The following is a 12,657-nucleotide window of genomic DNA, read 5'->3' as shown; positions in this document are numbered from 1 at the left end:
TTCCGTTTTTCCCGCAAGGCCTGGAAAAACTTGCGGCATACCTCAAAACAGGTCGGTTATAATCGGTTATTCAATGATTTTTGGCGGAATTCCAACCTTTTTTAACATGTCTCCAACTGGGTCAAGCGGTAGCGTTTATAAGTGATTGTTACATTTTCCTCTTGACTACGGGTAGAAATCCCACATATTGGGCTTAGATTAACACTATTGTATATCACATATACATCTCTATAAATTACCCCGTCCTGTTGCCGCAGGACGGGGTTTTTCGTTAATTGAACATTACAATAAGTAATTCAATCAGCCTGATTAACACGATATAATAGATCACATATCACACCTCCTTTCTTTGTTCCGGGACCAACCCGGCGAAAAGATAATGCAGAAAATAATGATTTTTTCAAGGTTCTTCCCGGTTGTCCCGGAAACTTATCCCACCTTGGGAGGGAGGCTAGCCCCCCCCTACGCGTTACGGTGAACGGAAGCAGTGGTCAAGCTCTTTGATTACGGCTGCATATTCTGACCTCGTCATCCATGCTTTTCCAGTTACTTGCAGAAGAAGGCGATGACGCCCAGGATCAACAACACGGCGAGCAGGTACGGAGCTACGGTCACCAGTGCCGACAGGATGCCGACGACAGCCGGCCCCAGCAGACACAGCATAACGAGTACCACCAGAGCAATGAGGAGGTCTTTCATGTTCATGGCTATGCTGATGCGTGAGCTCTTGTCCGGGATGATCGACGAGCCGGAGCAGCAGCGGACACCCATTGCTTGAGCGCCTGTCGTCCGGCATAGGTAATCAGCCAGCAGTCGGACCGAAGCAGGAATTCTTCTTCCTTTGTGCGGATGATGAATTCCTTCCCTGCCAGACCACGGACGGCATGCCTGACGCTCTCCTGTTCGATGCCACGGCATTCCGCCATGATCTCCTCGTCACTGCATTCAAAGTCGCCGTGAAGGTGCAGGAGAATGGACAGCTCCAGCCCGGTCAGGGATGGAGTCCGTCCCATACGTCTCAAGCTCAGATGATATTTTCTTTTCATGGTCATCTCAGGTCAGTTGTTCACGGTATAGCTGTCGGCCAGATCCCAGAGTTCCCGGTTCAGGCGTGTATTGCCGTCAATGCCATTGAGCGCCCGCAGGGAACGGCGTCGGTAGACATTCTCCTTCTGAGGCTTCAAGGGTACTCCTCCCCGGATCAGGTTTTCCTGAACCCGGTTGAAGCACTGCCAGACGGTAGCCGGACTTCCCGCCGTAAAGCCGATGTCGTTCCAGCGCCGGGGCGACAGAAGGGCATCGGGACGTATCCTGTCTTCATAGTCACCTCCCAGGCACAGCCGGGCCGCTTCATGAACGAAGTCCACATGTCGTTTATAAAGGAGTTCGACTCCCTGCATGCGGCGGATGTCGTCCATGATCCGGGGCGTTTCTCCGGCCAGCCGGAGACTGGCGGCGATCACCTCTTCCCCGGTATGGCCCATGTGACGGATGTTGATCGCGGCAATACGCGCCCCGACAATCAGACCGTTGGTACACACCAGTCGGAAGATGCCTGCCATGAGCTGGTAGGAACAGCTGCCGTTGTGGCTGTTGATCATGACCACTTCGATGCGCTGATCACGGTTGTGTTCCAGCACGTCCCGGTGAGCGAAGCGAATCAGGTGCTTGCGGGTGGGTGTGCCGTCCGGTTTTCGGGTGCGTTGTTCCTGAGCTCCGACGACGAGGAATCCGGCTTCTTCCATCTGGTCAAGCAGGGAGTCGGAGGAGACGAAACGGTATTTTCCCGAACGGCTGTCGTCCTCACGGTCGGCGAAGACGGAGGGGGCGACACGCCGTATCTGGACTCTGTCCAGAGGGCTGTTGTCTCGATTGCGATAGAGTTCACGAGTAGATGTGTGAGTATTCATGTTCATTGATGATTGATTTGTTGCAACAAAAAGCCCGCCCCCGGAACAAGACCGGAAGGCGGGCACAGGCAGGAAGCAGAGAATCTACTTACTCAAGGATATATGACGGGAGGGGAGGGGGAATTTCAGGATGGTAGAACCAAAAATTATACTCATTTATATCTGGGATAAGGTATAAAGGAGTATAACCATCTTTGAAATGGACGACTCCTGATGAAGCGCCTCTACTATCCCCGAACTTATATGGTAAAGTTTATAGTTAATCTTCTCCCCGTTCAATCGCATTCATTTGGGGGCTCGATATCGAAGCCTCCGCTGATAATGAATTGTCTGAGCAGCATATCGATTTTCATCGGTACTTTTGGCGGAATGATGGCATACCCTTCTCTTTTCTCAAGCCAGGCTTTCGCTTTCTTTTTGTCTATCGTGGCTTTCAGAGCGTCAAAGCGACCGAACTCGTTGATGTTGCTCTCTGTCACTCGTAATGTCATCATCTTGCGTAGCAGGTTTTCATCAAGGCCAAGGGCAAGGGCGAAGCGGTGAATCTGATCATCTTTGGCTTTGGCACGGTATTCCGTAATATAGTCCCGGAGCGTTTTCCCCTTTTCGGGCACGGCATCCCCGCGTTGGATATCATGCAGGAAGATGTCCGCAAATTTTTGTTCCTCCTGAGAAAGCGTAGCGAATGTTTTGTGGAGCTCATCCATTGCCTGTTTGATGGCTTCGGCTTCAGCTCCCGGCCGGGTCAGCAGTTTTAGGTACTTGTCGAAACGGGAGTTCATGTAGTCGGAATCGATATCATCCGTATCGATGGTGGTCAAATAACCAGCTATATCGTAGGGGATATCTTCTCCCGGTTCCTGGTTCCCTCCCGGCCCAAGCAGTTCCTTGTATCTCAATGCCAGCACCTTGTAAGTCTTCTCATCCAGTGAAACGCGAATGGAATACTTCTTACCGCTATCAGCATCCGTAAACGTGTATTCCAGCTTTTCCCAATGGAAGCCTTGGATTCTTGCCGCTTCAAGATGCTCGTTGAGTTTCCTGAAGAGGCCGGAAAATTTCTTTTTGGCCGAGCCGTCATCAGGAAGGCGTGTGAAGTCATCAAGCCTAGCCTCCTTGAACAAGTCTTTGATCTGCGCATAGAGATCATTCATGCCATCAAGGTTTCGGGGGAGGCGCTCGGCAAACAGCCCCAGGGGCTTATCGCCCGAGTAGAGTTTGACGGCCGCCTCAATGTTCCTTTTCATCGTGTGAGGGAAGCGGTAGTACTTAATCGTACCAAAGGGCTTTTCCGGTCCGAACAGGCGGTTGGTCCGGGAAAACGCCTGAATGATATTCTCGTACTTGAGTTTCTTGTCGAGATAGAGCGTATTGATCCATTTGGAATCAAAGCCGGTGAGCATTTGATCAACGACAATGAGAAGATCAATCTGCTTTTCCGGCGTCTGTTCGATTCTCTCATAAGGCTTTTTATGCGCCAACCTTGCCGCGATGTCCTTTTTCATTCTGGGGAACGCCGGTATGCTGAACTCCTGACCATAGCAATGATTATAGTCTTCGATGATCTCCGCAAGCACGGCTTCTTTCACCACGGCTCCGTCCTTATTGTCGATGCTGGGGTCAAAAAGGGCAGTGATTTTAAGTTCCGGAACCTCGGTCTTGAAGAGTCGATAATAGTCAATAGCTTCCGGGATACTATTGGTTGCGAGGATCGCGTGAAACTTTCCATTATAGCTCAGGTTGATCCAGTTCTCGCGGATATCCTGGATCACCATCCTTTGGTGTTCTTTGCTGCGGTACTGGGCTTGAGGGAGGTAATCTTCGATTCCCTTCCTGTAGTTTCCATCATCATCCGTACTGCCTGCCATCGGCAACCGCATGTAGTGATAGAAAACCTCGCTTTTCCGGGGATCGGCCAGCGCTTCAGCCAGGGAATCAGCCTTGGCCTTTTCCAAGGCGATAGCTTCTCTCAATTCTTTCTCCTTGTACGTGAGAACCATGTACGGATCGAAACCCAACACGTTCCTGTCGCGGATACCGTCGGCAATACTGTACCGGTGGAGTTCATTGCCGAAGACTGTTTTTGTGGAATTGTCTTTCTTCTGGTTCTCCTCTTGAATCGGCGTACCGGTGAAACCAAAGAAGATGGCTTTGGGGAATGTGCGCTTGATCGTGATCAACATATCTCCAAAGGTGGAGCGATGGCATTCATCGATGATAAAAACGATTCTCTTCGCCCGCATCAGTTGAAGATCCGCATCGTTCATGCCGCCATCCGCTTCATCCTTGATATTGCTCATTTTCTGAATGGAGGTGACAATGAGAGTATCCGCCGGGTCGGTACTTTTCAGCTTCTTGACGAGTATGCCCGTGTTTTCCGTCGCCTGCACATCCTCGTCTTCACTGGCAAAGCCACGGTATTCTTTCAGGCTTTGCGTTCCCAGTTCGATGCGGTCCATGAGAAAAACCACCTTGTCGGCATCCTGTGAGGAAGCAATCAACTGGGCGGATTTGAACGAAGTCATGGTCTTGCCGGAACCGGTGGTATGCCAGATGTAGCCGCCCAATTGATCTTCTTTTTCCCATTTTGTCTTGGCCACTTTGTCGGAAATGGCGCTGGCGGCAAAATACTGGTAACTGCGCATGACCTTCAGGATACCGTCAGAGTTGTCGGCCACCGTGTAAAAGCCGATGAGCTGGTGCGCCATCGGAATGGATAGCAAGGTAGAGGCTATCTGTTTCCAATCGTTAATAGGCTCGTTATTAAAATCGGCCCAATGAAAATAGTAGTCGGGGTTAAATTTCCCCTCCGGTCCCGGGTTGGCGAAGTAAACAGCCTCTTCAGGATTCATGGCTACAAAAATCTGCACCAGAGAAAAGAGGCCGGTGAAGATCCCCTCTGCCATGTATTTTTCAAGCTGATGGCAAGCCTGGCTGACAGGGATACCGCTTTTTTTCAGTTCAATGTGGAAGACCGGCATTCCGTTGATGAGCAGCATCAAATCTCCCCGGCGGTCAGAGAGCATGGCGGACGATGAAGCGAATCTGGGTTGCCGGACGATTTGATAGCGGCTTTGCCCGGCGGCAATCTCCATGCGGTCATAAATTTTCAAGGAAACTTCCTTGCCGAAATGTTCGACATCATCGGGGTTGTCGCGAATAATCGTCACACTGCGGCCATTGATGAAACCATTCAACATCAAAGGAGTCTTGAGAACGTTGATTTGTTCCAGTATCTGCTGCATTTCCCCGGGAGTCAGGGGGTAGTCATTCAGTCGATCAACACACCTGTTGTTATCAAAGAGAATGTTCGCCCAGTTCTGGATGAGTTGCTCTTCCGTGTAATTGGCCAACACGTTTTTCTCCCAGCCCTTCTCCGTCAACATTTCGATTAGGGCGTCTTCAAAATCTTTTTCCTGGGAGCAAATCATATGTGTTCGGTCGTTTTGGGTTGTTCATCTCATGCCTCTTGGGCGTAGGGATGTGGATAAATAGGGCAGTGAGGGGAGTTTTACAAAATAGTACGGTACTTGTCAGACGTTTATTGAAATTGCCCAAGGTCTGTTAGCTTGAGCGTTCATCATGAAAAGCGTCTTCTCATCTTAGACAAACATCTTCTCCAGACAAGATTTCTTGATGTTTTGCAGCTTTTCCAGTTTGCGCTGATGGAGAGTAATTAGGTCGTCTAGCTTGTGGAAAAAGTCGCCAATTTGGGATTGTTCTAGTTGTGTTGGCGGTAACTGAATTTTTAGATCAGTAAGCATATCGAGTACAATATACGGAATATTACTCGCTCTCGCTTCTTCTTTAATTTTCTTAGGTAATACATTACCGATAGAGGAGAAAAGGAACTGACGATCAGCACAAAATCCTGTTAATACATAAGTCCTTTGATAAGCATTAAATAAGCCGTCGGCCAAATGCATGTACCCGACAGTAGCTCCATTTCCAGCGATTGTAATGGCTGGACCAGCAAATTCAGCTACATCAATGCGATACTTCTTAATGCCCGAAGTATAAAAATCGTACTTACCATTTTCGATCATTGCATTCGCATCAAGTTTTCCTGTGGCAATATTGCAAAGCTCTCCCAGCTTCCGCTGTTCCCAAGCGTCCGTAAATCCGGCAAAACGGATTTCTGGCGTATCAGCACCATGTTGTGGGAACATTTTTTCCAGCATGGATTTTTTCAGATTCACCAGCTTGTCATACTTACGCTGATGAAGGGTAATGAGATCGTCTAGATTGTGGAAGAGGTCGCCTATTTTGATCTGTTCTTTTTTGTCTATTGGGACCAACAATGTGTATCCAGAAATTTCCGCGAGCGATATATGTTTGATAGTTCCCCCATGTGATAAGGTTGTCATCGCATCCAAAAAATCTCCCGTGTTGAGAGCCTGATATAAAAATTCGAAATTCTCTTTGGCAGTTAACCTCCCGACTCGTTGTGCTAAAATTAACTGACTATGCGCCACTTTTGCAGTACGCCCAACAGTTCCATCCATCGTAACAAGAATGTCCCCTATATCCAACACGTATTGTTCTTTTATACGTTCATCTGCCATATCAATCCTGTTTCCAACATTGTTGTCTACTGTTGGATTGTCATCCTGTATATTGCCATTCGTAATGACCAAATAAGCTCCTGTATCAGAAAAAACATTGCTATCAAAGGGGAAACCAGTTCGTACACTTGCTACTCCTTTCAGCATCCTTTGTTCCCAAGCATCCGTAAATCCGGCAAACCTTATAGCCGGTTTTTTTACATCTTCACCCATATCACTTCCCTTCAAGCAACTTTTTGAACTCCATGAGTCCCTTCATATCAAACTCATTGCCTTGCAGTTCGCCCAACATTCCAACCAGAGTACGTTCCGTGTCGATAATTTGCTGTTCCACTTCGGCATAGGTTGTTTCGTACTTCTTACAAAGCGCTTCCAATTTGGTCACCAGCTCGCTGATGATGGATTGGGGCAAACTGTTAACGCTCTCGACTAGGGGAGTAATCCATTTGAGCTTCAGCAACTCCAGCACTTGTTCGTCCGGGAGAGCCTCAATGGTTTCCCGGGTACGCATATGCAGTGCTACGGCTTCATCTTTCACCTGCTTCTTAAGGGCCTTTTCCCTGGTGAAGAGCGCATCCACCTTCTTCAGGATAGCAAGGGTTTCCGGGGCCTCCTCTCTGGACTTGAGCGCCTTCTTCACGACAGCAGGGACAAAGGCGTCCTTTTCATCGTTGACGAAATCCTTGTCCTTGTCTTCTTCGCTCAGCTCATCCAGCAACTCTTCATAATTCCCCGGGATCGCGGCAAGTTGCTCTTCCTTTGACTTCAGCGAAGCGAGTTCATTCGGCAACAGTTTTTTTTGCACGAGATCAAAGGGAAGAATGTGCCCCTTCCAGCCCTCCTGCACTTCGTGATCCTTGCCATCCTTTTTCTTCAACACCATGTTGGGATCGACTTGTTTGACACAGGCAAAGCCTTCCGTCTGGATCATTTCCAGATCGACAGCAATCTGGGTCCAGTCGTCATTCAGGAGTTGATAAGCTTCATATTTGTCAATCAGGGGGATATTCGTCAACCTGGCGAACATATCTTCGCAGAGAATCATTTCTTCACCGGACGTGCCCTGCGTCTGCAGTTTCTCGATCAGTTCCGAATGCAGGAAGGATTCGAACCCGTCAAAGGCTTCGGCGAAGCGGGAAATAAAGGCGGTTACGTCCGGGTGTTCCGAAATGGCCTTCTTGAGATTCGGTACACACAATTCGCGATACGCGTCATTGACTGGAGAAAACAGGTCCTTCTTCAAATTCGGGAAGGCTTCCCAATATTCGTGCAGCTCCAGCAGTTCCTTTTCCGGGATACCGCCAAACATTGACGCGTAAACGTCCCAACTCTCTGCCTTCTCGGAAGAGTCCACATAACGGGGAATATTGAGATTGTAATCGTTGGCCCGGATTTCATCGCGAGATACGACTTTCGAGAACTTCTCCACAGAAGCACGCGCGGTGACGACATCCACGATTTTTTTGATATCGCGAGCGCGGAGGGCATTGTTTTTGCCGACCTTCTCAAAGCCTTTGGAAGCATCTACAATGAGGATATCGGTATTCGGGCGTTTCTGCTTGAGAACCATGACAATGGTGGGAATACCCGTGCCGAAAAAGATATTGGCAGGAAGCCCGATAATGGCGTCGATATGATTCTGCTCAATCAGATTTTTACGAATCATTCCTTCCTCGCCTCCACGGAACAGCACGCCATGAGGCAGAACAATCGTCATCACGCCATCGCTCTTTAAGTGGAAGAGGTCGTGCAAGAGGAAGGCGTAGTCTGCCTTCCCCTTGGGGGCAAGTCCAAAACGGGCATATCTGGGATCCGCCTCCTTATCGGCCGGATTCCATGCCTGGGAGTAGGGAGGGTTAGAAACGACGGCATCGACGTACAACGGATTATAACTGTGAATCGGGTCATTCTCGTCAAAATACGGCCAGTCTTCTTCCAGCGTATCGCCGTTGCGCGTAACGATATTGTCCGGCAAAATGCCGCGCATGACGAGGTTCATGCGGGTGAGGTTGTACGTGTTTTCCTTGAGCTCCTGCGCAAAGTATTTGATATGGTCGTCATTGCCCATGTGCCGGGCGACGCATTTGCCGATATTGATGAGCAGAGAGCCGGAACCACTGGTGGGGTCGTAAATCCTGATTTCCGTTCTTTCCTTCAGGTGGTGTGCTACGATCTCGGACATGAGGAGGGAAACCTCATGCGGCGTGTAGAACTCACCGGCCTTCTTCCCGGCATTGGCAGCAAAATTGCTGATCAGGTATTCATAAATGAAGCCCAGGACGTCATAGTCCTGCCTGCCATCCATGGGAATATCCTTGATGAGATAGATCAGGTCTCGAATGGCCTTGGTGCGCGCACCGGAAGTGTCCCCCAGCTTGGAAAGACCAGTCTCCAACGTGGTGAAAATGCCCGAGAATACCTTTTTATGTGAAGGGTTGATCAAGCGGTTGAAGGCCGAAAGCGCAGTCATTACGTGATCCGCCGAAAAGTCTCTGCCTTTGGCAATCCATGTAGAGAACAGATGATCATAGGAGATGAAGTAGCCAATATTCTTTCGGACACTCTCGACGGTTTCGCTGTCCTCTTCCTTCAAATCGGGAAGATATTCATCCGTCCAATCGTTCTCCTTGAGGTGCTTGACCTCCTTGTCTGACAGGAACTTATAGAAGATGAAACCGAGAATGTAATCCTTGTATTCGTTGGCCTCGATCTTGGAGCGCATCTTATTGGCGGACTCCCAAATTTTTGCAGCGAGTTGTTGCTTGTTCATAACGTGTTCCTGACGGATGGGGATATTCCCCATGTTGCCTGACGGCTTTCGATATCGATAGATTTTTGCCGACTCAATATTCGTTGATTCGGTGTTGGTTTGCTACCCCAAATACGACGACCATGAGGGGAGCTAAGCCTTCGAATTAGTAGCGTGGATAGGTCATATTGTCGAGAACAAAGCCCGGAGACTTCTCCGCAAAACATCGGCTGTATCCGTGACGATGCGGAGGAAATAAAAGAGATTGCCCGACCTCGAAAGAATGGTAGGCTAAGGCAATTCCTGATTACTCCTGTTATGAGCCATCTTCTTGATTCTGTTTCCCTGCTACTGAATGAGTCTGCATCTCCCATGCACCCCAGGGAGCTTACTGATTTGCTCATTCAACGTGGCATGTGGAGCTCGCAGGGGAAGACTCCCGCTGCGACAGTAAGCGCGCGTATCTATGACGATATGAAAAAGCACGGGAGTCAATCGAGGTTCGTCAAAGTGGAAGGCGGGCTGTTTGCGCTGAATCCAAAAGCGGACATCAAGTCCACGACGGCTGAGCATCATGCAGGCAAGACAGCCACAAAAAGACTACCGGAGAAGAGCGACGCTTCCTATTCGTTTTCCGACTGTGCGGAAAAGATCCTTCTTCATTTCTCCGGGAATGTCCCCATGCACTACAGGGATATCACCAACAAAGCCCTGGAACTGGGGTGGCTTAAGACGGAGGGACTGACTCCGGAAGCAAGTATGCGAGCCAGAATTTCAACAGAAATCCAACGAATGGAGCAACAAGGGCGAGTGCCTCGTTTCAAAAGGCTGGGCAAAGGAATGATAGGACTCACTTCTTGGGAATCTTCGGGGCTTGAACAACAGATTGACTCTCACAATGAGAAAAAAAGGAAGCAATTGATGGAGAAAGTAAAGACATTATCTCCTCTAAATTTCGAGAGGCTGATAGCTCTGTTATTAGATAACATGGGATTTTCCGAAGTAAGCCGGACTCCCTACGGAGGTGATGGCGGTGTTGATGTGCGAGGCATTATGACGGTGCATGATGCCATTCACATCAAGTTGGCCGTACAAGCCAAACGGTGGAAAGCCAATGTGCAGTCCCCTATCGTTCAGCAACTCCGTGGCAGTTTGGGAACGGACGAACGCGGCTTGATTGTGACCACTTCCGGCTTTTCCAAGGGGGCCAGAGAGGAAGCAACCCGCTCCTCTTCCCATGCATCCATTGACTTGATTGATGGCGAGCAACTGGTTTCCCTGCTCGTGGAATATAATCTGGGAGTCAGAAAAAACCGTTACCAACTTCTGGAATTGACGCCTTCTTTCTTCACCGATGAGGAAGAAATGTAGATGTTGTCCCGTCCTAAAAAGAAGCCCCACCTCACGGCTAGCTTCTGAATATGGTACGAACTCTTTGGCATTCCGGGTGAGACTGAAGGGCCAGGTGGTGATGTTATTTATGCTCTCCCGGACAAATCGGAGTGTCATCACGCCTGAAAGGCATGGGGAAGACACATTGTCTGAAATCCAGGATGTCAGAAAACGCGCAAGCATATATCTTGACCTTATGTCAGAAATCGTGCAGATTATTTACGATTCCTCAGAAAGATATGAACTTGTCCGCAACCAGAATTGACATGCTGAAGCAAATCAAAAAGCGATTTGCCTTGGGAGATGTGTTCTCAGCTGTAGACTTGAAGGAGCTTGGCTCTCGAGCTGCTTTGGATCAGTCTCTTTCCCGGTTGGCAGAGAGGGGATGTATTGTCAGAATTGCAACCGGATTGTATTACATGCCCCGAATCAGCAGTTATTCTCAACGGCCATTGCCTCCGTCCCCGGATCAGATCATTCAGGCTCTGGCTCGTAAAACAGGTTCCCGTATCATGCCGTCCGGAGCAAGCCTTGCCAACAAACTCGGATTGATCGATCAGGTTCCCGCCTCGTATGAATATTTGACGGATGGACGGTCAAAAGACTTCCGTATCGGGGCTTTGCAAATCAGGTTACGCCGCACGGCCAAAAACCTGATGGATTTGTCTGGCACCATCATGGGAGAAGTATATATGGCATTGCGTTTCCTCGGTAAGGATCAGACTAATGTGGAAGAAGTGCGTTCCCGTTTGTCGCAAAATCTTTCATCGAACGATAAGAAACAGCTCAACCGGTGGACGCCCCAAGCTCCTGAATGGATGCGTCCTATCATTTTCAATTTGCCATCATGATTCCTTATTTCCAGCTTTTCCCCGAACAGCAACGTGATGTGCTCGCTGAAACTCAGCACCAATTGGGCCTGCCAGCTCTCTTTCTGGAAAAAGACTACTGGGTATGCAGGGTGCTGGAGATGTTGTTTGAACACCAGGCATTGAACCCCCATTTGTGTTTCCGGGGCGGTACGTCCCTGTCGAAAGCCTTCCATTGTATCCAGCGCTTTTCTGAGGACATAGACATTGCCTTATCTCCTGCGTTCTTTCCTGACATGTCCGGTGAACTACTCCCTGTCCCTGGTGAATCTTCGTCGCAGCGTGATCGCAAGCAGCGTAAAATGAGAGAGTACTACAGGAGTCTGATGCGTGACTTCATCCTGCCGACCTTACAGCAATCTTTTGAACGACGCGGCATTTCAGGAGTTCGTTTTGAACTGGAAGATCTCAGCAAGGCCCGTGATCCGTTCGTTCTTTATATTCATTATCCTTCCGTGCTGGAACATGATGCTGGGTCCTATGTGGCTCCAGCTGTCAAACTGGAACTAAGCGGCAGAGCAGAGACAACGCCTTCGTCCCCGGCTGAGATCGAATCCTATATAGCTCATGTTTTTCCCGAGCTGGCAGCGCCTGTTTCTCTGCAAGTCGTTTCTCCCAAACGCATCTTTTGGGAAAAGGCGTTCATTCTGCATGAGGAAAACGTGCGGGGTGGCCCCAGCAAACCACGACTGGCGAGACACTATTATGATCTGGATGCCCTGATCAAAAATGGCATGTACGACGGGTCTCTGTTCGAACAAATCAAACAACAGCGTGCGGTCAATTACGGATATTCGTGGATCGATTATGATCACCTGAGCCCGTCCGATATGCATATCCTGCCTCCTGACGACCACAGTTATCAGGCATGGGCTCGTGACTACATCCAAATGAAACCGATGTTGTTTGGCGAAATTGAAGAGTTTGCCGTCATCGTACAGCGTATTCGGGACTTTGTGGAATTGAAATTCAAGAAATGATCAGCTCAACGTCAAAATGGGTGGGTGATCAAAAACAATACCAGCCAACCAAATCGAAAAAGAGAAGAAAATCACACCACTGATGAAAACAAGATGGGCATGGAGGGACGTATCCCTGCCATGCCCGATGTGTATATTAGAAACTTCAAAATACTGCGCACTTGCACCCTTCATCAAGCCAAAACTTCCTGG

At 49.1% G+C, this 12,657-nt stretch carries 10 protein-coding genes; 3 read left to right on the top strand and 7 right to left on the bottom strand.

Annotation, left to right across the window (positions count from 1 at the left end; genetic code table 11):
* Window positions 1-546: 546 nt before the first annotated feature.
* From LIO64_RS12080 to LIO64_RS12055, 6 genes are all read right to left on the bottom strand, one after another.
* A complete protein-coding gene (locus LIO64_RS12080) occupies window positions 547-675 on the bottom strand; it encodes a hypothetical protein (protein WP_290549703.1) in 129 nt (42 codons plus the stop codon).
* Window positions 676-707: 32 nt separating this feature from the next.
* A complete protein-coding gene (locus LIO64_RS12075; protein WP_290549702.1) occupies window positions 708-1,013 on the bottom strand; it encodes a hypothetical protein in 306 nt (101 codons plus the stop codon).
* Window positions 1,014-1,058: 45 nt separating this feature from the next.
* On the bottom strand, window positions 1,059-1,910 hold the full coding sequence (locus LIO64_RS12070; RefSeq protein ID WP_290549701.1) for a DUF932 domain-containing protein: 852 nt from the start codon (window positions 1,908-1,910) through the stop codon (window positions 1,059-1,061).
* Between the two features lie 275 nt (window positions 1,911-2,185).
* Entirely contained in the window at window positions 2,186-5,341 is a 3,156-nt protein-coding gene (locus tag LIO64_RS12065) for an HsdR family type I site-specific deoxyribonuclease (RefSeq protein ID WP_290549700.1), read from the bottom strand.
* Between the two features lie 171 nt (window positions 5,342-5,512).
* Complete coding sequence (locus tag LIO64_RS12060) at window positions 5,513-6,688, bottom strand: restriction endonuclease subunit S (RefSeq protein WP_290549699.1); 1,176 nt, start codon at window positions 6,686-6,688, stop codon at window positions 5,513-5,515.
* 1 nt (window position 6,689) lies between these two features.
* Window positions 6,690-9,245: a type I restriction-modification system subunit M gene (locus LIO64_RS12055; RefSeq protein WP_290549698.1), complete on the bottom strand. Its 2,556-nt coding sequence runs from the start codon at window positions 9,243-9,245 to the stop codon at window positions 6,690-6,692.
* Window positions 9,246-9,542: 297 nt separating this feature from the next.
* Between LIO64_RS12055 and LIO64_RS12050 the strand changes: the two genes are divergently transcribed.
* The 3 genes from LIO64_RS12050 (at window position 9,543) to LIO64_RS12040 (ending at window position 12,465) form a co-directional block, all read left to right on the top strand.
* The gene (locus LIO64_RS12050) at window positions 9,543-10,595 is read left to right on the top strand and encodes a restriction endonuclease (RefSeq protein WP_290549697.1); all 1,053 of its coding nucleotides are present in this window, start codon (window positions 9,543-9,545) and stop codon (window positions 10,593-10,595) included.
* 287 nt (window positions 10,596-10,882) lie between these two features.
* Window positions 10,883-11,467 (top strand): DUF6088 family protein, encoded by a 585-nt coding sequence (locus tag LIO64_RS12045; RefSeq protein WP_290549696.1) that lies wholly within the window; start codon window positions 10,883-10,885, stop codon window positions 11,465-11,467.
* The gene (locus tag LIO64_RS12040; protein ID WP_290549695.1) at window positions 11,464-12,465 is read left to right on the top strand and encodes a nucleotidyl transferase AbiEii/AbiGii toxin family protein; all 1,002 of its coding nucleotides are present in this window, start codon (window positions 11,464-11,466) and stop codon (window positions 12,463-12,465) included. The genes LIO64_RS12045 and LIO64_RS12040 overlap by 4 nt, the downstream gene beginning before the upstream one ends.
* Here LIO64_RS12040 and LIO64_RS12035 read toward each other — a convergent pair.
* The coding region (locus tag LIO64_RS12035) for a hypothetical protein (RefSeq protein ID WP_290549694.1) at window positions 12,466-12,657 on the bottom strand (192 nt) is incomplete at its 5' end.

Source organism: Akkermansia sp., from assembly GCF_020860705.1.
Lineage (GTDB): Bacteria > Verrucomicrobiota > Verrucomicrobiia > Verrucomicrobiales > Akkermansiaceae > Akkermansia.
The sequence above is the reverse complement of the archived record's forward strand: the minus strand, read 5'-3'. Positions and strand labels throughout refer to the sequence as shown.

Bases quoted from the DNA above. Each gene is read 5' to 3' on its own strand.
- LIO64_RS12050 (WP_290549697.1), top strand. From the start codon at position 9,543: ATGAGCCATCTTCTTGATTCTGTTTCCCTGCTACTGAATGAGTCTGCA.
- LIO64_RS12075 (WP_290549702.1), bottom strand. From the start codon at position 1,013: ATGGGACGGACTCCATCCCTGACCGGGCTGGAGCTGTCCATTCTCCTG.
- LIO64_RS12045 (WP_290549696.1), top strand. From the start codon at position 10,883: ATGCTGAAGCAAATCAAAAAGCGATTTGCCTTGGGAGATGTGTTCTCA.
- LIO64_RS12040 (WP_290549695.1), top strand. From the start codon at position 11,464: ATGATTCCTTATTTCCAGCTTTTCCCCGAACAGCAACGTGATGTGCTC.
- LIO64_RS12070 (WP_290549701.1), bottom strand. From the start codon at position 1,910: ATGAATACTCACACATCTACTCGTGAACTCTATCGCAATCGAGACAAC.
- LIO64_RS12055 (WP_290549698.1), bottom strand. From the start codon at position 9,245: ATGAACAAGCAACAACTCGCTGCAAAAATTTGGGAGTCCGCCAATAAG.
- LIO64_RS12065 (WP_290549700.1), bottom strand. From the start codon at position 5,341: ATGATTTGCTCCCAGGAAAAAGATTTTGAAGACGCCCTAATCGAAATG.
- LIO64_RS12060 (WP_290549699.1), bottom strand. From the start codon at position 6,688: ATGGGTGAAGATGTAAAAAAACCGGCTATAAGGTTTGCCGGATTTACG.